The sequence below is a fragment of the Vampirovibrio sp. genome (assembly GCF_041737375.1).
Classification (GTDB): domain Bacteria; phylum Cyanobacteriota; class Vampirovibrionia; order Vampirovibrionales; family Vampirovibrionaceae; genus Vampirovibrio.
Genome location: NZ_JBGSRV010000018.1, coordinates 44,161 through 66,225 on the forward strand (window position 1 = coordinate 44,161; position 22,065 = coordinate 66,225).

Here is a 22,065-nt window from a genome sequence, read left to right on the forward strand (position 1 = left end):
GATAATGCTTACATGGAAACGGCAGGAGCCGCCCCGATGGGGTGAGTTTCCGAAATGGTGGCGGACAGGGCGCCATCCGCAAGGCGTAGTTTAAAAGCGTCGCCTGTCTTTACTTGCTGAATGGATTGAATGACCTGCCCTTTTAAATCCGTGGCCACCCCGTAACCTCTGGCCAAAGTGGTTAAGGGGTTTAAGGCATTCAAAACCGCAGCGGCCTCAGCCAGTTGCTGCTCTTTTTTCTGAAAGGCCAAATCAAAGCGAGACAATAATCGTTCCTGCTTCTGAAGCAGTTGATGCCCACAGGTTTCCAGATAACTTTCGTGCAGCTCCACCATGCGGGTGGCGTTCAAATCCAGGGTTTGCTCATGATACAAAATGACTTCAGCCATGGATTCCAATAAATTTTGAGAAAGCTGGGTGTGATTTTCTATAATGGCTTGCAAGTCTGGCACCGCCCAGTCCGCAGCGGCGGTGGGGGTAGAGGCGGAATAATCAGCGGCAGCGTCCGCCAAGGCGTAGTCGGGTTCGTGACCAATGCCGGTAATCACCGGCACGTCACTTTCAAACACGGCACGAACTACCGCTTCCTCGCTAAAGCAGAATAAATCTTCAAATGAACCGCCCCCCCGGCCCACAATCAAAATATCCAGTTGGTACTGAGGATGATTCAACTCCCGAATGGCCGCCGCGATTTCCTGAGCGGCCCCTTCTCCCTGCACTTTGACCGGCCGTAGCAAGACATCCACCATGGGGTTTTTTCGACGAATCACCCGCAACATATCGTGAATCACCGCCCCGGTAGAGGAGGTGATCAGGCCAATTCGCTGAGGAAATTCAGGAATTTCTTTCTTGAATTCCTCCATAAACAGCCCTTCCGCTTCCAGTTGGGCCTTGATTTGCTGAAAGGCCAGTTGCAAAGCGCCCACCCCGACGGGTTCCATCTTGCTGCCCACAATTGAGTAATTGCCGCTGGGCCGGTATATTTCCAGCCGCCCGGTGAGATACACCTCCAGCCCGTCCTGCAACTCAAAATTCAGCCGATTGGCGGTGCTGGCCCATAAAATACAGCTAATGGAAGCGCCTTCATCCTTCAGGGTGAAATAGACATGCCCTCTGGAAGATCGTTTCACATTGGAAACCTCTCCCTGAATCACCATAGAACCGCTCAGGGCGGGATGGGCCTCAATGGCCTCTTCCAGCAAGGTGGTAATTTCAGACACCGAATAACTGGATTTCTGAGGGGCTGGTCCGCTTAAATCTCCAGCCAGCAAGGTGGTAAAATCCAGTTGCTGTTGCTTTGTATGGGATGCTTTTGGCTTTGGCACGTTGCCCGCTCCGCTTTTTCAGACCCTACCATTATAGACAAAACAAACTGAACAACCCAATGCCAAAGGCTTGAGCAACCCCAAAGCGCATTCCAAAAGACAGTAACTGACCATGAACGGTCGCCATCCACAGTAATTCGGCACTTAGTAATGATTTAAAAAAAACAGATGAACAATGAATGAAAAAACAGGGCCTCTAATCAGGCCAACACGCTATTGATCGGATTCAATCTCGCCTTCAAATTTGAAATCAGAAGCCTTCAAATCGGTTAAGAAGTTTTTGAACTCCTGAGCCTCAGCTTCGTCTCGCTCCTGATCAGTAGAAATGGTACCTTCGGCCATGACGTTGGCCGTTGCGAAAATTTGAACCTTGGCTTTCAGGGCAAGGGCAATGGCATCCGAAGGCCGGGAATCAATCACATGCACGGTACCATCGGAGTGGGCCATATAAATGCTGGCAAAATAGGTGTCTGAACTAATGTCGTTAATTTCAATTTTGGTAATGCTAAAACCGGTGGCTTCAACCACATTGGCCAAAAGGTCATGGGTCATGGGCCGAGCAGACTTGATGTCTTCCAACTGCCGAATGATGGCGCTGGCCTCAGCTGTTCCAATCCAGATAGGCAAGGCGCGGCGGTTTTCCTGATCGTTAAGCACCACAATGGGGGTGCCGGTCCGAGTATCCAGCGCAATCCCCATCACATACAATTCAACCAGAGGTAAACTCTCTAAATTTTTATCCTCAGCAGAAATAGCATAGCCCCTTTTCTCTCGATTCCATTGCTTTATTATACTTTATTTTTATTGAAATTCGGAAGTCTGCTCAGAGCAATGCTTCACTACTTAGTAAGCGGGCTTTGGCAAAGCGCCGATTCGATCCAGAGGCCAAATCCGAAACACGGCTCTTCCAATCACGCGTTCTTTTCGGGCAAAACCCCAGTAACGGCTATCCAGGCTTTGATTCCGGTTATCGCCCATCATATAGTATTGTCCATCAGGCACTTTGACGGCTCCGCAATAAGGCTCTGGCTTTACCAAAGTGCAGGTTTCAGAAACTTCGTTGACATAAGGCTCATCCAGTTTTTTGGAATTCACATAAACCCCGTCGCCGGGGCGAACCTCCACCATATCACCAGGAAGCCCGATTAAACGCTTGATGTAGGCCACATCAATGTAATCATCTTTTTTGTAAATCAGGCCAGAAAAACCTGTCCAGCGTAGAAACAAACTCCACGGATCTTTTTTCAACTGGCTCATGGGCGGATAAAACACCAGCACATCTCCCCGCTGATAAGGGCGGTTCAACCGGGTAACTCGCTCAATCACCAATCGATCGTTCACCTGAAGCCCCGGAACCATAGATTCAGAGGGAATCAGTCGTAACTCGCCCAAAAAGCTTTTGATTAAAATCAGGAAAAACAGAACAAAAACAATCACTTCCAGCAGCTCTTTGCCCAGAAACAATAGGGTATTTCGCCCCTGTTTCCGGTGAGCCTGTGCCATGGCCTGATCAACGCGCTCGGCAGAAACCCGGTTTTCTTGCATAATGGCCGAAACCACCGGATCGGGCGACAGGCAAAACGCTTTCAGTAAATGCTCCACTTCCATCAAGGCGGGTTTTCCAGCATTGGGCCGTGCGGCCTGCGCCATGAGTTCAGCGTTTTTTAACCAATCACTGGTGGGGGCAGGGGTGGGTGTTTTCAAATTATTTTTAAGGCGCTGAGCCGCTTTGCCGGGAGAAATCCCCAATTCCTGAAGCAGGCTGTCCAGCCGGTTAAATTTGCGATGGGTCATGAGCAAGCCCAACAAATAAACCCGATCCGAAATCGGGGCCTGTCCTTGCTTTTTGGCCAGTTTACCTGCCAGGTGAATGGCGTCCTTGACGTCTTCCGAGTAGCGTACGTCTTCCAATGGGGAATCCTCGTGCCTCTGAGTATGCTGACTGCCTTAACAAAACCTTCCAGTCAGGGCATCAGAACACTCATTTTAATATCAGTCGCTTGAAATCTCAATGCAATTACCCCCATTGTTACGGGCCTGAGTCAAAGCATTTTCTGCCTGATGAATCAGCACCGACATGGAGGGACACCCTTCACTTAATGAGGTTAACCCGCCGCAAATGGAAAGCTGGATGGAACCGTCCTGCCAACTCAGAGGCATTTCAGCAACCTTTAACCGGAACCGATCCAAGGCAATGAACGCCTGATCGCCCGGTGTTTGGGGTAACAAAATAGCCAGATTCTTGCCCCCAAAGCGGGCCAGAATATCCACCCCCCGAAAGGAGGCTTCCAAAACCCTGGACACATGACGCAGGATTTCATCGCCACAAGCGTGGCCCCATTCATCGTTAAGCTGTCTAAAGTTGTCAATGCCCACCAAGGCCAAGCTCAAGCACTGCTCATAGCGTTTTGCCGCTTTAAATTCTCGTTGCAGCACGCTCACAAAATGCTTGTGATTGACTAACCCGGTTAAACTGTCTGTAATGGCCAGCACTTCGGCCTGGGTGTACAAATGCCGCAGCTTCATTAGCAGGCGAATTTCATCTTCAATTAAATGCAAGGGGAAAATACGGGAGTAGTCCACCTTGTGTACCGAATAAAGCACCAAAGCGCCAATCAACCCCGAATCCAGCTGGATGTCTTTTACATACGTAGTGGCGTATTCCACCGGCACAGCCTGATCATCCAGCGCCCCAATCACTTCCGATTCCCGCAGTTCCAGTTGGGCGCTGGTTAATCCACGATCTTTGTAGCGGTTAAAAAAGGTGTCCATCAGTTTTTCAATTTGAGAGGCCGGTTGCTGGCGCCGCTCGGGCAGGTGAAAAGTTAAGACTCGGGGGCCTTTGTTGTTGTCGTTAAAGAAAATGGCCGCCGCATCATATTCCAGAATACTTTCCAGCAGGCTGAACAGCATGTAATTCAATAAAGCCGAATCATGCACCAGATCAGCCAGACTGCGAAACTCCACCATCAGCATGGATTCCACCAGCGCGGTATCTAAAATCTGATTGAGCCGGGTGCGGATATTAAATGGATTTTTTTCGTTGTTGATTTTTAAAAGCCGCTTTTCCTCAATATCCACCCGGTCATATATTTCCAGCACCATCTGAATTTTCTGGAGCAAGCGGGAAGACACTTCTTCCATAGACAGAAAATCATCCGCCCCGGCCTTCATGCCCCAGAACCGATCCATCTTGAAGGTTTGATCGGCCACCAGCAGCAATGGAATCTTTCGCATGACCGGATCATTTTTAACCAGTCGGCAAATCTGATAGCCATTCAATTCCGGCACAGCGCTGCCAGCCAGTATCACATCCGGGATCAACCGGTACACCTTCTGAATGCCTTCGGTTCCATCCAGGGCAAATTCAATCTCGTAACCGTGCTTTTCCAAAGCCAGCCGACAAGCGTTAATCATCAACTCATCCTGATGAATAATCAGAATCAGCGATTTATGGGCGCTTGTTGGGCTTAAGCCCTGCTCTGTAAGCTCTTGCGGTTTGTTTCTCTCTGAAACCACGGTAACACCAATCAAAAACTCTAAAACTTTAAACTCTATACTACCTCAATATCTCGTATTTGGGTCTTTTCTTGTCGAAACATCAAGTCGTTTGCCCGCCACATTCAAAACGCGCTTTCAAGTTCGGAAACCGGTGCTTTTTAAAACTCCATCAGTTGATGGACGCCAAATTCCGCATAATTTTCATATGATGCCTATAGGAGATTCTCTGCTTGTGCCAGTGCGTCCGTTTTTCTCCTTCAACCGCTTCTCTGGCTTATTCTTTACTGGCGGGGCGGACCCAGAGCGGTAAAGCCCGGATTGAGCATACATTGCACTTTAACCATTGCGATTACTGATAGAAAGCCCTATTGGAAGCATGACAAACGGTTCAGACAATCTGAATAGCAAGCCTTACGAAGATTACCCGCTCTATGATTCCATTGAGGGAATGGTGTCGGTTGGAGAGCCTGCGGGAGAAATTAACCAGTTATTTGCCGATCTGGAACCTGCACCTGTTCAAAATAAGCCCCTGAATGAAAAGGCCTCCGCCGAAGCCCGAACGCTTTACGAATCAGGGTTGCTGCTGAACTTCAAAAAGGATTCAGAAAAGGCGGTGGAAGCCCTGGAAAAAGCCTACGGGCTCTTTTTGATGGATCGTCATTTTTTGGGGGCCATTGAATGTTTGGTGGAACTGGCCTGGATTAAATACAACAGCGATGTTCAGGATGGCCCTATTAAGTCCGCTCGCCTGTTTACCGAATCACTCAAAATGATGAACGTGCATATGCATGAGCCGGGAATTAACGAGATCAGGGCCCGATTGCTGCACTATCAGGGCTTGACCAAATACCGGGAAAAGCATTACGGGGAAGCCGTCAAACACTTTATGTACGCCCGCACCTTCTGCCGGGCCGATGGCCTGGAAGCGGCCCGCATTCTGGACAGTCTGGCCGTTCATTATGAGCATACCAACGATTATTACCGGGCCATTCACTGCCTGCAAAACGCGCTGGACATTAAAAAACGGGTGGGCTGCGTGTATGAGCAGGCGGTCACTTGCCAGATTATTGGGCGCATTTATATTCTGCGGGAAGAATATGGCCGGGCCGAAGAGTTCCTGAATCAGGCCCTGCACATTGCCATCGATCTTCAGGATTTATACCGTTGCGCCCGGATTAAAAACGATTTAATCCGTTTGTGCATTTATCAGGCCGATCTGGACAAAGCCAAGGCGTTTATTCAGGAAGTAGAGCAGGAATGCACCAACAAAAGCATGCGGGTTCCTTACGGCAAAAGCCAGTTCTACAAAGCTTATATTCAATACAATCAAATGGATTTTGACAGCGCTTGCCAATTGCTGGAGCAGGAAGTGCTGCCCATATTCAAGCGTTATAATTACCGCAAGGGGTTTGCCATGGGCAGCCGCCTGCTGGCCTGTATCCATTACCGGCAAGGCGAAGAAGCCAAGGCCATTGAGGAAATCAGTGAAGTGATTGCCATTTTCAAGGAAGAGGGCAGCATTGCTGAACTGGCCAAAACCTATTATGAGCTGGGCAAAATTTATCTCAGCCTGAATGAACCCAAACTGGCGCTGGCCAGCATGATGGAATCCTTGAGAATTGCCGAGAGCAACGGCCTTAGTTTTATCATTAGCCATATTGAAGATGAGATTTTTCGGCTGGATGAGCGCAAGTGGCAAGAAATTGTAGAAAAACGGGCCAACCACGATCGGGTTTTTGAGAAAGAAACCAATCTGATGGAGGCTTTGTCTTCCCTCAGCGAAAAAGAAGCTGCTGAGGACCAGAAGAATCCCAACCAGCGACTGGTATCTCTCATGCGGGTAGGGCAAGCCATGGCTGCCGAGCGGGATTTGGAAAAACTGCTAACGCTCATTAAAGATGAAACCGAGCAAGCCTTAAGCGCCGATCGCTGCACGGTGTTTCTCTACGATCGCGAGCAGAATGAATTGTGGTCCAAAGTGGCCACTGGGTTTGATACCAGCGAAGAAGTGCGTTTTCCGGCACACCTGGGCCTGGCCGGTTATGTGGTTAAAACCGGCGAAACCCTGAATATTAAAGACGCCTATGAAGACCCTCGCTTTAATCAGGACATTGATCGCAAAACCGGTTATCGCACCCACAATATTCTGTGCATGCCCATGCGAAACCGGAAAATGGAAATTATCGGGGTCTTTCAGGTCCTGAACAAACGTGTTTCCCATTTTGACAAAGTGGATGAGGACTTGCTCACCGCCATTTCGGTGAACGCTGGCGTGGCCCTGGAAAACGCCACCATGGCCCAGGAAATGAAAATTTCTTTTGACAGTTTTGTTAAAACACTCTCCAGCACCATTGACGCCCGAGATCCCATTACCGCCGGTCATTCCGAACGGGTGGCCGAATACGCCCTGCTACTGGGCGAGGAAATGGAAATGCAGCACGCCGATTTGGAAGCGCTGAAATACGCTTCGTTGTTGCACGACATTGGAAAAATTGGCATTAAAGAAGAGATTTTAAAAAAAGACGGACGACTCACCGAAAAAGAGTACCGCCATATTCAAAAGCATGTGTACTACACCCACGAAATTTTAAAAAACGTACACTTTGAGCGCCATTTGCAACTGGTACCGGAAATTGCCGCCTCTCACCACGAAAAAATGGATGGAAGCGGTTATCACCGGGGGCTGAAAGGCAGTGAAATATTGCTCTCCGGTCGAATACTGGCCATTTCAGACGTGTTCGACGCCATTACCTCTCGTCGGCATTATCGAAACCGCATGGCTTTCGATAAAGTACTCACCATCATCAAGCGAGACGCAGGATCTCACTTCGATCCGGAATGCGTGGACGGCTTTTTCAACATTCCCCTGCACCGCCTCAGCCTGGTGCTGTTAATGGATCGGGGCAGCGGGGTGAGCGAAGAAGGGTTAATTCTGCACGAACAGGTGGATAAACAAATTACCATTGGCGAATATTACAAATGCATGAACAAGGAATCCATGAGTAAGGGCGAAGCCGATATTCACCGGGTGTTTACCAGTTTGTATCATCATAGTGGGGAGCTGGAGTAGAAAAAACGTTGCCCGCAAGGCTTTGGCAGCGATGACTCAAGAACAGCGGCGTTTTACAGGGGACAGGATTTTCCCTTAAGTGGATTTAAAGCGACGGGTTTTGTCGTTGGCGGGCGGGGTGTCATTTTTAGCGACCTCGCTTTTGTCCACCACTTGCAAATGCCGTTTAAATTCCACGTAAAAACCACAATTCTTGACCTGAACGTCTCCATCCAGATGAGCGACGCCAACTGCCAGCGCTTCCAGCAGCGGACACATTACCCCTTTGAGAAAATACTCACAGGAATAACACTGATCTTCTTCTTCGATATGGACGTGACCATCGTAGTACATGATTGGTATGTTCCTTCGAATGGGACTTTGGGTCGAATCCGATGCTCGCAAGTGGCATGTCGAGGACTTCGGAGGGAATCTGGTAATCGCCTGCATACCTTTCACTGCCACTTTAGTTCAAAAAGTATACCGACTTTCTTATTATAGATCTGATGGCCATGAATTTAAAGGGTCCCCTTGTTTTTTTTACACTACAAATGCATGACTTTTGTGGAATGATAGACCCTCAAACGGATTGGCCGACCTCTGCCAAAAAATTGGACTTTATATTCGTTTACAATTTGTTTGAAAGTCGTCTTTTTGTTACAAACAATGTAACCTGAAATCAGTATTGTTGGGTGATAAAGCAAATTAATGGCTTCTTTTAACCACTCAGACTTTTTAATCCGTTGTCAACACGGACTTTTTACCTTAGGCACCGTTTAGAATGAGGCAATCGGGGGCATGCGCACATCATGGATGTACTAAACACAACCATAAATACCCAGGACCCAATTTACCTGGAAAATTACGAAGCCATGCAACAGCAGGTAGAGTTACTTCGAGAACGGGTTAAAAAAGTTCATCAAGGCGGGGGCTTGGCCCTGATTGAAAAGCATACCCAGCGGGGCAAGCTGTTTGTACGGGATCGCATTAACGCCTTGCTGGACCCGGACGCGCCTTTTCTGGAATTCAGCCATTTGGCCGCCGACGAACTTTATGACAACGCCGCCCCCGGTGCGGGACTAGTAACCGGCATTGGGCGCATTCAGGGCATTGAGTGCGTCATTGTGGCCAATGACGCTACCGTCAAAGGCGGCACCTACTTTCCGCTGACCGTTAAAAAGCATTTACGGGCGCAGGAAATCGCTGAAGAGAACCAGTTGCCTTGCATCTATCTGGTCGATTCCGGCGGGGCTTTTTTGCCCATGCAGGATGAAGTGTTTCCCGATAAAGATCACTTTGGGCGCATTTTTTACAACCAGGCCCGTATGTCGGCCAAAGGCATCCCCCAAATTGCGGTGGTGATGGGATCTTGTACCGCCGGGGGCGCTTATATTCCGGCCATGTGCGATGAAAGTGTGATTGTGAAAAAGCAGGGCACCATTTTTCTGGCCGGACCACCGCTAGTAAAGGCTGCTACCGGCGAGGAAGTATCGGCGGAAGAGTTGGGTGGGGCGGATATTCATTGTCGCACTTCGGGCGTGACCGATCACTATGCCCTGGATGATGAAGACGCCATTGCCATCACCCGAAATATCGTGGAAAACCTGAACCGGCGCCCGAAAGCCCAACTGAATCAGGATACTCCCGAAGACCCGCTGTATGATCCCCATCAAATTTACGGCATCATTAACAAGGACATTCGCAAGCCCTACGATATACGGGAAATTATCGCCCGCTTGGTAGACGGCAGCCGCTTTCACGAATTCAAGGCCTTGTACGGATCAACGCTGGTGTGTGGGTTTGCCCGCATTTTCGGGTATCCGGTGGGCATTATCGCCAATAACGGGGTTTTATTTTCTGAAAGCGCTTTAAAAGCCGCCCATTTTGTGGAGCTGTGCGGGCAACGGGGCATTCCGCTGGTATTTTTGCAAAATATCACCGGCTTTATGGTGGGCCGTCAGTACGAGGCCGGTGGCATTGCCCGGGATGGGGCCAAAATGGTAATGGCGGTATCCAACGCTGCGGTCCCCAAATTTACGGTCATTATCGGGGGTTCTTACGGGGCTGGCAATTATGGCATGTGCGGACGGGCCTTTGGCGCTCGGCAAGTGTGGATGTGGCCCAACGCCCGAATCTCGGTGATGGGCGGAGAACAAGCCGCTAACGTGCTGCTCACCGTCAAAAAAGATCAGCTGGCCGCCCATGAAAAACCAGCCTTAAGCGCTGAGGCAGAAGAAGCGTTTAAAGCCCCCACCCTTGAAAAATATGCCCGTGAAAGCAGCGCTTACTACAGTACCGCAAGGTTGTGGGACGATGGCATTATCGATCCCGCCGACACCCGCATGGTTTTAGGCCTGGGCATTGCCGCTTCCCTCAATGCCCCATTCCCAGAGCGTGGCCACGGGGTATTCCGTTTTTAAACCGGTAAGGCTTGCACTGGAAATGGATCGCACACAAGCTCGCCCCTTCTCTCCCCCAAACAGTCTCTTTGCCGTTTTAGGGAAGAGGCTGTTTTTGTGGTCGCGGTTCTTCAAAAGCCCTCGTTTTCCTGCTACCCTATTGCAATGAGAGAGGCAAAGAAGAGAGCTAAGAGGGGAACCCCCAATGGGAGAATTTGTTCGGATTTCCATTGAGCAGGCCGCAGGCCAGCCCATAGCCCGCATCACCCTGAATCGGCCGGAATTGCACAATGCGTTTAATGAGGTCATGATTCAGGAGTTACAGTCTGCCTTCAGTGGATTCAACAAAAACTCACCAGTCAGGGCGGTCATTCTTCAGGCGGAAGGCAAATCCTTTTGCGCCGGGGCTGACTTGAACTGGATGAAAGCCATGGTGGACTATTCGTTTGAGCAAAACGTGGAAGACGCCCATGCGCTGGCCGCCATGCTGAAAGCCATTCACAACTGCCCCAAGCCGGTTATCGCCAGGGTGCATGGGGCCGCTTTCGGGGGTGGGGTTGGCCTGCTGGCCGCTTGCGATATGGCCTTCGCTGTGGATTCCGCCGTGTTTTGTTTAAGTGAAGTGAAACTGGGCTTGCTGCCTGCGGTTATTTCTCCCTTTGTGCTGAAAAAAATCGGGCAGGGTCACGCCCACCGCTATTTTTTAACCGCCGAAAAATTCAGCGCCGCCGAGGCCCAAAGAATCGGTCTGATTTCGGAAACACTGGCGGATGTGCCGACTTTGGATTTGAAGATTGATGCCATTGTTCAGTCCCTTTGCGCCAATGGCCCGGAAGCCATTACCCAAAGCAAGGTGCTGATTGAGCAAGTAAACCGCTACGATTGGGATCGGGCGGTGGATATTACCACCAAAATGATTGCCGAGCGACGCATTTCCAAAGAAGGTCAGGAAGGCATGAAAGCGTTTCTGGAAAAGCGAGCGCCTGAGTGGATCGCCGAAAGCGCCCCCATTCCATAGCCTAAAATTCATGTTAAAAAATTTAAAAAACTGAAAAAAGGGTCTGATGTGCAAAAGCCATTATTCAAAAAAATATTAGTCGCCAACCGTGGGGAAATTGCGGTTCGGGTCATGAAGACCATTCAGGAAATGGGCATTTTGGCCGTGGCTCTGGCGTCTGATGCCGACTTGAGCGCCGAGCATACCCGCACCGCCGATGAACTGATTCATTTGCCCGGAGAAAAACCGGCGGATACTTACCTGCAAGCGGACCTTATTCTGGAGCAGGCCAAAGCGCTGGGGGTGGATGCCGTTCACCCCGGCTACGGTTTTTTATCGGAGAACGCCGCCTTTGCCCAATCCTGCGCGCAGGCGGGCATTGTGTTTATTGGCCCTGAACCCGGTGTGATTCGGGATATGGGCGATAAAATCATTGCCAAAAATTTAATGCAGCAGGCCGGTGTGCCGGTGGTTCCCGGCTGGTCCGGCGATTTGCAAACTGAATTTTCCATCATTCAAAAAGAAGCCGCTGCCATTGGCTATCCGCTGCTGGTTAAAGCAGCCGCTGGGGGCGGTGGCAAAGGCATGCGGCTGGTGAAAGAAGCCGAAGGGCTGGAAGCCGCTTTTGCCGCCGCCGCCCGAGAAGCCCAAAGCGCTTTTGGAGACGCTCGGGTGTTTCTGGAAAAATACATTACCCGGCCCCGGCACATTGAATTTCAGATTTTTGGGGACCATGAGGGCAACGTGGTGCATTTGTTTGAGCGAGAATGCTCCATTCAGCGACGCCACCAAAAAATTATTGAAGAAACCCCTTCCCCGGCCTTAAATAACGACTTGCGGCAGCGCATGGGCCAAGCCGCCGTCAAAGCGGCCAAGGCCATGGGCTACACCAATGCCGGAACCGTTGAATTTATTCTGGCTGAAGATGGCGCTTTTTACTTTCTGGAAGTCAATACCCGCTTACAGGTGGAGCATCCGGTCACTGAGATGACCGTGCATCAGGATTTGGTTCGCTTGCAAATTATGGTGGCCGCAGGATTGCCGCTTCCCTTTACCCAAGCCGATTTAAAGCAGGATGGGCATGCCATTGAATGCCGCATTTACGCCGAAGATCCGGCCCGGAATTTTATGCCGGGCATCGGAAAACTGGCGGTGTATCGTCCGCCTCAGGGGCCTTTTATCCGGCTGGATGGCGGGGTTCGAGAGGGATCGGAAGTGACCGTGCATTACGATCCCATGCTGGCCAAACTGATTGTGTGGGGGAAAAACCGGGAGGCCGCTTTGCAGAAAATGAGCTGGGCCTTGTCCCGATTTGCCTTGCTGGGAGTGGCCAATAACCTGGCTTTCCTCAAGGCCATCATCGATCATCCTCAATTTCAGTCCGGGGATATTCACACCCATTTTCTGGAAGAAAACCCCATTCTCACCGAAGAAACCGAAACGCCTATTGAGGCCCTGCTACTGGGCGCTTTAAGTGCCTCTACTTTGAGTGCATCTACCCGCAATCAAAGCGGCACTCACTCACAGACCGGAAGCACCGCAAACGTCGTAATAAAACCATCGCCTTGGTCCCTCAAAGGCGGCTGGAGGCAACTGACATGTCAAAAATAAGCTTAAAAATTCCGAATCAAACGGAGCCCAAGCAACTGGATTGCCAGTTGGCGGGCCAGCAGTTTTCAATCACCCTGGATGGCGTGGTGCATTCCGGGCAGGTGAGCGTGACCGCCCCCGGCGAGGGATGGCTGCATTATCAGGGTCGCATTCTGCCCTTTTATCTCACTCAAAAACAGGACACGCTTTCCATCTGGCTGAGCGGAAAGACCTACCATCTCGACTTGGTGAACGCCGCCAGTCGTCGAGCCGGAGGGCAGTCCGCCGCCGCTGTTTCGGATGGCGCCATCAAAGCGCCCATGCCCGGAACGGTGCTGAAGGTATTGGTCAAACCGGGAGACTCGGTGGAAGCCAACCAGCCGTTGATTATTATGGAATCCATGAAAATGGAAATGACGCTATCCGCGCCTAAAACGGGCAAGGTAGAACAGGTGCATTGTCAGGAAAATCAACTGGTGGACATGGGCGCTATCCTAGTGACACTGTCCATTTAATGGCTATTTAAAACAGACAATTTACAATAAAATAACATTGGCAATCGGTGAAACAAGAGGTACCCCTCATGACTTCAGTAAAATCAGTCAAAATAACAGAAGTAGGCCCCAGAGACGGCTTACAAAATGAAAAAGCGCTGATTGGCACTGGCACCAAGCTGGATTTTATTCACAAGCTGGCCGATGCGGGCTTAAAGTATATTGAAGTCACCTCGTTTGTACACCCCAAAGCCGTTCCTCAGTTATCAGACGCACTGGAAGTGGTGCGGGGCTTGCAGCCCAGAGCCGGTGTTCACTACTCGGCACTGGTGCCAAATTTAAAAGGGCTGGAACGCGCTCTGGAGTCTGGCATTCGGGAAATTGCGGTATTTACGGCGGCATCCAATAGCTTTACTCAAAACAATATCAACATGACCATTCAGGAATCCTTTGCGGCCTTTAAGCCGGTGGTGGAAAAAGCTTTGCAGGAAGGCCTCTGGGTTCGGGGTTATATTTCCACCGCCTTTTATTGCCCCTTTGAAGGCAAAATTAAACACGAATCCGTACTAGAGGTTTGCCAACGCCTGCTGGAAATGGGCGTTCATGAACTGTCCATTGGAGACACCATTGGACAGGCCGTTCCCGACGATGTTCGCACCACCATGACCGCCCTTTTGAAAGCCCTGCCACTGGAAAAAATGGCCATGCATTTTCACGATACCAACGGCTTGGCCATTGAAAACGTACAAGCATCGCTAGATCTTGGGCTTTCCAGCTTCGATTCCTCTGCCGGTGGGCTGGGTGGATGCCCCTACGCACCGGGGGCTTCTGGCAACCTCTCCACCGATGCGTTGGTTCATTACCTGCATGCACAAGGCATTGAAACCGGCATTGACGCAAGCAAGCTGGCGGATGCCTCTGCTTCCATTCTCAGGGTTTTAAAAAACACCGATGATCTGGTTTCGGACATCGGCAATTTACAATATCTGGGAACACCCGATTGCCCCCCTATCCATCCAAGCGCATGAGTTCTTCACCGTCCAGCTTTCAATACATTGAATACACCGAACTGGATTCCACCAACGAGGAAGCCCGTCGTCTGCTGCAATCGGAAACGCTGGAACGCTTAACCCTGATTCGGGCGGACAGCCAGACCGCAGGGCGTGGCACGCAGGGGAGGCCCTGGATTTCGCCATCAGGCGCGGGGCTTTATTTTTCGCTGGTGCATCCTTTTAGTACTTTGGCCGAAATGCAACCCCACACTGTACCCCTCACCCCCACTTTCACCCTTGCGGCCGGTGCCGCTTGCGCCGAAACCATTGAGGAGCTGACCGGCTTGCGCATTCAACTCAAGCCGGTGAATGATCTGTATGTGCAGGGCCAAAAACTGGGCGGCATTTTGGTAGAAAGCCTCATGAGCAGCAACCAGTGCAAAGCCTTGATTACCGGCATTGGCATCAATCTGTTTCGACATACGGATGTGGCCGCCGGTTGCGCGCAAGAAGCCCGTGGCAATCAACCCGTTAGCTTGCAAGATTGCATTGCCGAGCAGATTTTTAACCAGTGGCACCCCGATGCCATCAAGCGGGAACTGTGCCAAGCCATTGCCCAAAACGTGCATCGCTTCTACCAGCAATTAATCAACGGACAAGAAGCGCTGATATTAGAACGCTACGAGCATTTTAAACAACAGAATGACGGCAAAACCCATGATTCCCCTGAAGACTAAACCAAAAGCCACCGGTTGGGCCGATGGCTTTTGGAGATTTAAAAAATATTCTTTGGATTAGAATTTAGGACTACAGTCAGGCCACGACATGATTCTGGCGATCGGTTTCCAAGCCGCTCCAAAAAGCGGCCAAGCCTTCCAGCATTTCTTTGCCTCCGGCTAAAAATTTAGCCCGATCAAAGCGTGGGTCCTGAAAAATTTCCTTTAGCTCTTCCTGAGTGTGGGCGGCATGCTGGGCTTCCAACCGGTTATGCCATGCAAAAAAGGCCAGCGATAAATCAGGAACCTTGCTTTTGCGGATTTTCAGCAACCCATCTTCCAGCTCTTGCCAAAAGCCAGCGGCGGCCCAATTCTCAATGGCAAAGCTGGCCCCGGCGGCAATACTGGCATCTTCACTGCCGTACAAGCGGGAAAGCTCATCACAGAAAAAGAGGGTAGACTGGGTGCCATGCCGACGCTTGCCCAAGTCATCAAACCCCAGATTGAGCGGCTTGCCAAACTTGAGCAACCACTCAAAGTGAGCGGCCCCAAAGCGAAAAGTACCGCCTTCAATGGTGCCTTCCGTACTCACAAACTCAGGATCGCCTTCCTGGTCCTGATTATCGGCATTCACCGCCACCACCTGCTTGCTTTTGTGGTTAAAAATCACACCCAGTTCATTGGCCAAAATTTCTTTGGCCTGATGCATGGATTCCAGCGAATCGGCGTTTAGCATTTTCTTCAACTGGGCAATCAAAAATAAATTGGAAAACACCGAAAACTGAATGGTGAAATGGCGCAACTCGGGCAAGGTGGCCTCGCCATGGGCGAACCATTGGGTGTAGCGGTTATTCACCACCACCGGGTGCTGCAAAAACTCGTGCTCCACCAGTTTGGTAAAGCTTTCATAGTCCATTTGGTTCAAATCCTGGGTTTGGTGAGCCATGATGTCGCCCTCTATCCCAATTGCTAATGTAGTCATGGTGCTTCCCCTCCTTCACTTTATACGATTTTTGACAAAAACGGAATGGTTGATTATTGGTTTATGTGCAACGCAGACAACGGCGGATGCGCCCGTTTCATAATGTTCAGCACGGTCATTGACTCCATGCGTTCAATGCAGCCCAAAGGCAGCAGCTTTTGATTGATAAAGGCAGACAGCCCCTGAATGTCTTTCACGGCGATATGGGCCAGAAAATCGGCATGTCCCAGCGTTTGAGCGCAAGTCAACACTTCGTCCATGTCTTGAATAATGGCCTCAAAGCGCGCAATTTCTCTAGGGTGCTGATCCTTGAGGGTAAACGTCATAAAAAGCTCCAGATTCAACCCCACTTGCCAAGGCTCTACCCGAACCGTGTAGCCCTGAATAACCCCCGATGCTTCCAGTCGCCGAACCCGCTCCAGCGTGGCTGATTCTGACAAGCCAATGGCTTTGGCCAGCTTGCTATTGCTCAGTCGGCCGTCCAGCATTAAAAGCCGCAATATCTGTTGATCGATAGCATCCATGAATATTATTTAGTTTAAAAATAGGTTAATAGCAATACCTTTTGTTTGGATGTCTCAATACCGAACAATCTAAGGCAGGCGTTTTTTGTGAAACCAACAGAACCCATCAGCGCATTGATTTGCTTTCAAGCACCAAGAGACTTTGAGAAAAGGCCTGAATCTTGATTGCCCCAACGATTACCGGGTTTCTACGTAGTAACCATATTGCTGAAGATTGAGGCCCGTCAACTGAGCCAGTTCACGATTATGATTCTGGTGTATCTTCATAATTTCAGCGCGAATGTTGGGCTTAATGAATTGATGTTTAATGTAAAACCAGCGGTCGATGGTGCGCTCAAGCAGGGGACGCAATAATTTTTTACGCGTTCCCCGGCCCAAAAACGTTAAACGGTTAAACCCAAGCGCCAAATAAGCGGAAATTAAAGAGTAACCCCGGTTTGACATTTTTTTTGACTGCGGAAAATAGGGTTTGATTTTAGCAAAATCATAAAAAGTACTTAAGAAACGACTGGGTTCATTGCGTAGCATTTCGAAAGGCAAAACCAGCACATTTTGAGGGCTAAACAAATGCTGATAATTCTGTATAAACCGACCCAGCTCCAGGGTGCGAACATCAATATTGGGGCCTTCTTTGTAGGCACTGGAAGCATAGCTGTGGAATCTTCCGTCAAAATAATTGAGAAAGTGATTGATGGAAATGGAAAGTCCAGCGTGAATGACTTGTTTGTAAGCCGATTCTAACCAGTCATCCTGTCTGCGAATTGTCACCAGAATTTTAGCATTGGGAAACATCAGCTTCAGGTAATCCGCAAACATTTTGTTGTGAGAATAATTTTCATGAAAAAATCCAAACAAAGACTCATTGCTGATCAGTATTTTGTTTTGAGGCAGGCTTTCTATAAAGGCCTCTATTTCAACCTTAATTTGCCCCAGATCCAGCAGTAAAACGTTTCTGGAAAAAAGGTGTTTCAAAAAACGCTTAATCGGATCAACAACAGTATTAACGCTCACCAGATAGACATCATCCAGTTTTGGAAAAATATGCTCTTGCAAATAAGTAGTGCCGGTTTTGTGCATACCGACATGGATAATGATTTCTTTTTCCATAATTGCGGTGTCCGATAATTCAAACAGGTGTTGGCGTTTGGCTGAATGAAAGCCCGTGCCTGTCTCTAATAAACTGTTGCGCTTGTTGATATACAGAAAACGTCAGTGATTCAATTTGCTCAATTTCATCCGCGCTCAGCGTGGCTTTATAGCGTTCTACCACCGCTGTATCGACATGATAAACCGCATCATAATGACTGTTGGACTGAATCGGCTTGCCATTAAAAGTGGGCTTTAACAGCGCCTCGGAAAACTCCAGTCCGGTAAAATGGCATATTTCAGCCATAATACGATCGGTGTCCAGTATCAAATCCTCAAAAAGCAGGGGATACACTTGCTCTGGATACTGCGCCGACATGGCCAGCGTAGCCAATGTGGACTCCATCCAGAATGCCATGATTTCGGGAATGCCCCCATGCTTTTGATAACCATGCTGAATCACTGAAGAATACCAGCTGGCCGGATGACGGATGGAAGAGAACATAAACCCATCGGGATAATCTCTGAAAAATCGATTCATGCTGTCGCTGTGCATGACCACACGGGGGGTGAAGCCGGTTACAAACTTTTTATGGGGTTGATGAAGGTCCTGATAATCACTCCAGGCATTAAAAAACGACGTATTATAAGCATCCAGAACGTCTCTTTGACTGAAAGGATTACAATGCGCCAGACATTCTGAAAAAATGGCGCGTTGTTGCTCTCGATCAAACTGGAATGGATAGGTTTCTACATTGGTTTTAGGATTTTTTTTGTAATAACCACGAGCGGCATAATCTTCCAGCCAAGGTTCATCCAAAGCGGAAAATAATTCAGAAGCAGATAAAGCGCTTAAATCCAAATTGGGCCAATGCCATTTTTTAGGCCGCCCCCAACTGATTTCATGAGGATGGGCAAAGCACTGAGGGTGGCCGTCAAACAGTTGAGACAGTAACGTACCCCCAGAGCGCTGCACTTCGGAAATTAACAGTAAAGGCTGATTAATTTTCACGACCGATCGGGTGTTAGAAGCCGGGGAAACGGGTAAAAATGAATTCATTAAAACCACTTTCAACTAATGAGAAGCTACAACTATTAAATATTAAAAAGGCCCCAGAATCAAACACAGGCATTATGACAACACCGCCGTCTGGCCCTCAGTCTTTGCCTGTGCGGACATCGCCTTGAGCGCATCGCAAACCTTCTCCATCAGCTCATGCACATTCCCAATGGGTTGGGAACTCACCTGTATCATGCTGGGATGCCACAAATCTTGCGAAGTGCCCGGCCAGACCCGCCAGGTATTGGCCGGGTGGGTGGTGTTAATCAGCCGCCAGGTTGGTTTACCCAAGGCCCCCGAAAGCTCCGCAATTAAAGTAGCGGCTGAGATCACCACATCCAGTTGATCGATCAAGGCTGCCATATCTTCCAAATCGTTTTTTAAATCCAGATCATCCCAACCGTGAATACGAACCCCCAAACGGGCCTCTTCTTCCTCAATTTCAGCCATGCCGCCATAATGCAGATTGACCCATGAAATATGAGGTAATTGCAGTACTTGTTCCCAGTGGCGGAGTAAGGTATATTCACGGCTCCGCTTGAAGTTGGAAACCCCGCTAGACCAACAAATCCCGACCTTTAAATCGGTGCCTAACGCTTGCACACGATCACGCCACTTTTCAACCAACGTAGGATTCGGCCTCAGATAAGCTTCCGATGCTCCGAAACTAGCGTAATCGGGTCTGAAAAAAACCGGTAAATCCCCCGCCAGAAGGTAATAATCAAACGAAGAGCTACCTCCCCATGTCGTTAAGCACACAGGATTTTTATTCGGCTTAACCGTACAACCCAGCGTAGAAAACAAGCGCCCCAAGCCCACCACGTTAGCCAGCGGAAAGGAGCGCTGAAACAGCGTCATCAAGCGTGGCTCACAGGCAATGGTGGTCTGACCCGCTGCCTCAATAACTTCATTGTAGATAGAAGCCAGTCTCACTTCATCTCCAATACCCTTCTCCGCGTAAATCAGAATATGCGCATCACTTAAGCTTTGGCCCGCCCACTCTGGCGTACTGTGAGGCAGTCTTAAATCCCGAGGTTTGTTTCTTAAACGAAGGCAAACCCAGGCTTCCTGAAGCCTGCCCAGTGACAGCAGAGGCAACGCTTGTAAATAACGCGCTTTGTGATCCTTGGGATTCAATAGAAGCGCCGTTTTAAAATAAGACAGTGATTCTTCAGGCAGGCCTTGTTCACCCAGAATTTCCGCAATCAGAGTAAAGGGTCTGGCAGTTTTAATGGTTTTATCTCTACTTACAATTTGTTTAAAATGCTCAAATGATTCATCGTTGATGGTTGAGGACCACCGCTGCATATCAATTAAAGAAGACAGCAGATGAACATTGTCCGGGTGGTGCCGTAGGGCTAAATTGCAAACCCTTAAAAATTCTTCGGAATGCCCAAAAATTTTGAGTATTTTTAATAAATGAATGGCCAGCTGAAGATCGTCAGGGTGCTTTTCAAAGGTCTTTTGATAATAGGGCAGGGCTTGCGCATAAAGCTCTTTTTTATAAAGAACAGAACCCAGGCCGTAATCAATTTTAATGAGATGGGGCTTGTGTCGCTTGGCACTTAAATAATAGTTAAAGGCGGCATCCAGCTGCCCTTTTTTCTCATAAAACTTTCCTACTTTGTAATAGAGACGGCCAGCTTTTGGAAAAAAGCAAAGCCATATTTTATAACTGGTGATTAATGTTGTTTTAAAAATTGATTTTTTGAGTCCCATAACGCCTAAAATTCTCTCACTACAATTTATTTAAAAAAGACTGCTGGCCCGTTGATATACCTGGCAACGCCTAAACTCGCATTGCCCAGGTTTCTCCCTCTTGGATTTGCGATACAAAATCCTTTAAGCGCTCGGCATAAGCGCGATCATCGTGGTGTAGGTAATAACCGAGACTTCCCTTTTGCGCTTCCCAGTCAACCTGCTCCTGATCGTTGCTGATGAAGGCCAAAAATGTATCTTGCAATTGCTGAAGTTCTTTTGCGAAATACCAGTGCGGGATTTCGGTAATGCCTTCAAAATGCAGATAATTTTCCAGCGCGTGAGACGGACTGGTCATATGCACCCCGTCATCATAAGCAAACGCCAGAATTTTTTTTCTAAAAATGGCGGCTTCAATCAACATGGTGGTCAATGGGCCGACCACCGACAGGGCGTTCATCAGCAAGCGGGGATAGTAATCCAGTGAGGGCTGAAACAAGCCCGTCGCTTGCGGGGTGTAGTACTGTTCCTTCAATTGTTCGTCCAGTTGCACATACCGAAAATCGGCCTGCTCAAAGCGGTCTGGACAGGCTCGCTTGATACGCCATGGGTGGGGCCTGTAGACCAGATACACTGGTTCGGCACGATTCTGATTATATTGAATCAACGCCTGATCCAGCATTTTCAATGACGTCATTTCATCAAACGGAATACAGCAGCCCACATACAAAATATAAGGAAACGCATAAGGACTACTGGGCCGCTCACCCGTGTTCAAATAGGTTTCCACCGTCTTGTAATAGGGTTCAAAACGAGGGGTACCCATTTCACAAATTTGATTGGGAGAAAACCCATGAATATTAATGGCGTGTTCTTTGCCTTGCGTCCCCCATACCCCTATATAATCAGGAAGACGCATAAACACGGATTTACTGGAAAGATTATCCCAGTTATCAATTAAGAAAAGCGTTTTATAATTTAGCGGACGCTGCAAGCGAATCAAATCATTGCCTGCCGCATCAATGGCCGTAGAAGGAAAAATAACCAAATCAGGCCGAATGGCTTCCAGCATTTCCTTTAACATTGGATTTGGCTTGATATTTCTTTGAAAATTCCACACAAACAATTCAGCCAGAACAGGGCGCCCCAACACCCACATTTTCAGCGTTTTTTTATCATTTTTTTTCATTTTTTTAATTTGGTTGAGACGTGCCCATCCCAACCGCAACGCTTTGGGCAAAACTCTGGGAAGGGCTCGATAAGTTTTCGACTTTAAGACTTCAGCCTCAGCCAACTGATCCCACACCTGCCAAGCCCTGCGACGAAAACGGAACTTGAAAGTTTTGGAGCGGTTTTGATGCCGCAACATCAGCACGTTGGACAGGTACATGTATTTTTGATGAAGATCGTTACCATACTCGAAAAAGCCCAGAAAGTTGGGCAAAGCCTCTAGTTCCTGTTTTAAAGAAACCTGGCTGGAGGCGATGAAATAACAATGCTCATCCTGAATTAAGTGCAAAGCATTGGATTGAATATAATTGCGAACGTATAAATCGGAGGTAATAACCACCAGTTTTTTCATAACCTTAGAATGCATTCCAACACAGCCCCTCAATACAATGAATCCGGTTTTGGTTAAAAGCAAAACAGCG

18 protein-coding genes are annotated in these 22,065 nt (G+C 48.9%); 7 read left to right on the top strand and 11 right to left on the bottom strand.

Features of this window, described 5'->3' with window-relative positions:
* Nucleotides 1–8: 8 nt before the first annotated feature.
* The 4 genes from xseA to ACEW81_RS11710 all read right to left on the bottom strand — a co-directional run bounded on the left by xseA (nucleotide 9) and on the right by ACEW81_RS11710 (nucleotide 4,859).
* The gene (xseA, locus tag ACEW81_RS11695) at nucleotides 9–1,325 is read right to left on the bottom strand and encodes an exodeoxyribonuclease VII large subunit (RefSeq protein ID WP_373533169.1); all 1,317 of its coding nucleotides are present in this window, start codon (nucleotides 1,323–1,325) and stop codon (nucleotides 9–11) included.
* Between the two features lie 213 nt (nucleotides 1,326–1,538).
* A complete protein-coding gene (locus tag ACEW81_RS11700) occupies nucleotides 1,539–2,024 on the bottom strand; it encodes a bifunctional nuclease family protein (RefSeq protein ID WP_373533367.1) in 486 nt (161 codons plus the stop codon).
* A 144-nt stretch (nucleotides 2,025–2,168) separates the two neighbouring features.
* Nucleotides 2,169–3,236: a signal peptidase I gene (lepB, locus tag ACEW81_RS11705; RefSeq protein WP_373533170.1), complete on the bottom strand. Its 1,068-nt coding sequence runs from the start codon at nucleotides 3,234–3,236 to the stop codon at nucleotides 2,169–2,171.
* Between the two features lie 81 nt (nucleotides 3,237–3,317).
* Nucleotides 3,318–4,859 carry a GGDEF domain-containing response regulator gene (locus tag ACEW81_RS11710; protein ID WP_373533171.1) on the bottom strand — a complete coding sequence of 514 codons (1,542 nt, stop codon included), beginning with the start codon at nucleotides 4,857–4,859 and terminating at the stop codon, nucleotides 3,318–3,320.
* Nucleotides 4,860–5,202: 343 nt separating this feature from the next.
* Between ACEW81_RS11710 and ACEW81_RS11715 the strand changes: the two genes are divergently transcribed.
* The gene (locus ACEW81_RS11715; protein WP_373533172.1) at nucleotides 5,203–7,896 is read left to right on the top strand and encodes an HD domain-containing phosphohydrolase; all 2,694 of its coding nucleotides are present in this window, start codon (nucleotides 5,203–5,205) and stop codon (nucleotides 7,894–7,896) included.
* A gap of 75 nt (nucleotides 7,897–7,971) precedes the next feature.
* Here the strand turns inward: ACEW81_RS11715 and ACEW81_RS11720 are convergent, their stop codons facing one another.
* Nucleotides 7,972–8,229 (bottom strand): hypothetical protein, encoded by a 258-nt coding sequence (locus tag ACEW81_RS11720; protein WP_373533173.1) that lies wholly within the window; start codon nucleotides 8,227–8,229, stop codon nucleotides 7,972–7,974.
* A gap of 455 nt (nucleotides 8,230–8,684) precedes the next feature.
* On the opposite strand from ACEW81_RS11720, the gene ACEW81_RS11725 reads away from it, so the two are divergent.
* From ACEW81_RS11725 to ACEW81_RS11750, 6 genes are all read left to right on the top strand, one after another.
* A complete protein-coding gene (locus ACEW81_RS11725; protein WP_373533174.1) occupies nucleotides 8,685–10,295 on the top strand; it encodes a carboxyl transferase domain-containing protein in 1,611 nt (536 codons plus the stop codon).
* 184 nt (nucleotides 10,296–10,479) lie between these two features.
* Complete coding sequence (locus ACEW81_RS11730) at nucleotides 10,480–11,292, top strand: enoyl-CoA hydratase/isomerase family protein (RefSeq protein ID WP_373533175.1); 813 nt, start codon at nucleotides 10,480–10,482, stop codon at nucleotides 11,290–11,292.
* 48 nt (nucleotides 11,293–11,340) lie between these two features.
* On the top strand, nucleotides 11,341–12,882 hold the full coding sequence (locus tag ACEW81_RS11735; RefSeq protein WP_373533176.1) for an acetyl-CoA carboxylase biotin carboxylase subunit: 1,542 nt from the start codon (nucleotides 11,341–11,343) through the stop codon (nucleotides 12,880–12,882).
* Entirely contained in the window at nucleotides 12,870–13,376 is a 507-nt protein-coding gene (locus ACEW81_RS11740) for an acyl-CoA carboxylase biotin carboxyl carrier protein subunit (protein WP_373533177.1), read from the top strand. The genes ACEW81_RS11735 and ACEW81_RS11740 overlap by 13 nt, the downstream gene beginning before the upstream one ends.
* Nucleotides 13,377–13,444: 68 nt before the next feature.
* Entirely contained in the window at nucleotides 13,445–14,383 is a 939-nt protein-coding gene (locus ACEW81_RS11745; RefSeq protein WP_373533178.1) for a hydroxymethylglutaryl-CoA lyase, read from the top strand.
* The gene (locus ACEW81_RS11750) at nucleotides 14,356–15,084 is read left to right on the top strand and encodes a biotin--[acetyl-CoA-carboxylase] ligase (protein WP_373533179.1); all 729 of its coding nucleotides are present in this window, start codon (nucleotides 14,356–14,358) and stop codon (nucleotides 15,082–15,084) included. Before ACEW81_RS11745 ends, ACEW81_RS11750 begins: the two co-directional genes overlap by 28 nt.
* Before the next feature lie 76 nt (nucleotides 15,085–15,160).
* Here the strand turns inward: ACEW81_RS11750 and ACEW81_RS11755 are convergent, their stop codons facing one another.
* From ACEW81_RS11755 to ACEW81_RS11780, 6 genes are all read right to left on the bottom strand, one after another.
* Nucleotides 15,161–16,045, bottom strand: coding sequence for a hypothetical protein (locus tag ACEW81_RS11755; protein WP_373533180.1), 885 nt, complete (start codon nucleotides 16,043–16,045; stop codon nucleotides 15,161–15,163).
* 53 nt (nucleotides 16,046–16,098) lie between these two features.
* The gene (locus ACEW81_RS11760; RefSeq protein ID WP_373533181.1) at nucleotides 16,099–16,569 is read right to left on the bottom strand and encodes an Lrp/AsnC family transcriptional regulator; all 471 of its coding nucleotides are present in this window, start codon (nucleotides 16,567–16,569) and stop codon (nucleotides 16,099–16,101) included.
* A gap of 177 nt (nucleotides 16,570–16,746) precedes the next feature.
* Nucleotides 16,747–17,676 carry a sulfotransferase domain-containing protein gene (locus ACEW81_RS11765; protein WP_373533182.1) on the bottom strand — a complete coding sequence of 310 codons (930 nt, stop codon included), beginning with the start codon at nucleotides 17,674–17,676 and terminating at the stop codon, nucleotides 16,747–16,749.
* 19 nt (nucleotides 17,677–17,695) lie between these two features.
* Nucleotides 17,696–18,715, bottom strand: a complete 1,020-nt coding sequence (locus ACEW81_RS11770) for a sulfotransferase (RefSeq protein WP_373533183.1) — start codon at nucleotides 18,713–18,715, stop codon at nucleotides 17,696–17,698.
* 72 nt (nucleotides 18,716–18,787) lie between these two features.
* Nucleotides 18,788–20,434, bottom strand: coding sequence for a tetratricopeptide repeat protein (locus tag ACEW81_RS11775; RefSeq protein ID WP_373533184.1), 1,647 nt, complete (start codon nucleotides 20,432–20,434; stop codon nucleotides 18,788–18,790).
* Nucleotides 20,435–20,504: 70 nt separating this feature from the next.
* Nucleotides 20,505–22,010 carry a hypothetical protein gene (locus ACEW81_RS11780; protein WP_373533185.1) on the bottom strand — a complete coding sequence of 502 codons (1,506 nt, stop codon included), beginning with the start codon at nucleotides 22,008–22,010 and terminating at the stop codon, nucleotides 20,505–20,507.
* Nucleotides 22,011–22,065: the final 55 nt, after the last annotated feature.

Excerpts from the sequence above, each read along its gene's own strand:
- ACEW81_RS11700 (WP_373533367.1), bottom strand. The coding sequence starts at position 2,024 with ATGGGGATTGCGCTGGATACTCGGACCGGCACCCCCATTGTGGTGCTT.
- ACEW81_RS11715 (WP_373533172.1), top strand. The coding sequence starts at position 5,203 with ATGACAAACGGTTCAGACAATCTGAATAGCAAGCCTTACGAAGATTAC.
- ACEW81_RS11720 (WP_373533173.1), bottom strand. The coding sequence starts at position 8,229 with ATGTACTACGATGGTCACGTCCATATCGAAGAAGAAGATCAGTGTTAT.
- ACEW81_RS11725 (WP_373533174.1), top strand. The coding sequence starts at position 8,685 with ATGGATGTACTAAACACAACCATAAATACCCAGGACCCAATTTACCTG.
- ACEW81_RS11730 (WP_373533175.1), top strand. The coding sequence starts at position 10,480 with ATGGGAGAATTTGTTCGGATTTCCATTGAGCAGGCCGCAGGCCAGCCC.
- ACEW81_RS11740 (WP_373533177.1), top strand. The coding sequence starts at position 12,870 with ATGTCAAAAATAAGCTTAAAAATTCCGAATCAAACGGAGCCCAAGCAA.
- ACEW81_RS11745 (WP_373533178.1), top strand. The coding sequence starts at position 13,445 with ATGACTTCAGTAAAATCAGTCAAAATAACAGAAGTAGGCCCCAGAGAC.
- ACEW81_RS11755 (WP_373533180.1), bottom strand. The coding sequence starts at position 16,045 with ATGACTACATTAGCAATTGGGATAGAGGGCGACATCATGGCTCACCAA.
- ACEW81_RS11760 (WP_373533181.1), bottom strand. The coding sequence starts at position 16,569 with ATGGATGCTATCGATCAACAGATATTGCGGCTTTTAATGCTGGACGGC.
- ACEW81_RS11765 (WP_373533182.1), bottom strand. The coding sequence starts at position 17,676 with ATGGAAAAAGAAATCATTATCCATGTCGGTATGCACAAAACCGGCACT.
- ACEW81_RS11770 (WP_373533183.1), bottom strand. The coding sequence starts at position 18,715 with ATGAATTCATTTTTACCCGTTTCCCCGGCTTCTAACACCCGATCGGTC.
- ACEW81_RS11775 (WP_373533184.1), bottom strand. The coding sequence starts at position 20,434 with ATGGGACTCAAAAAATCAATTTTTAAAACAACATTAATCACCAGTTAT.
- ACEW81_RS11780 (WP_373533185.1), bottom strand. The coding sequence starts at position 22,010 with ATGCATTCTAAGGTTATGAAAAAACTGGTGGTTATTACCTCCGATTTA.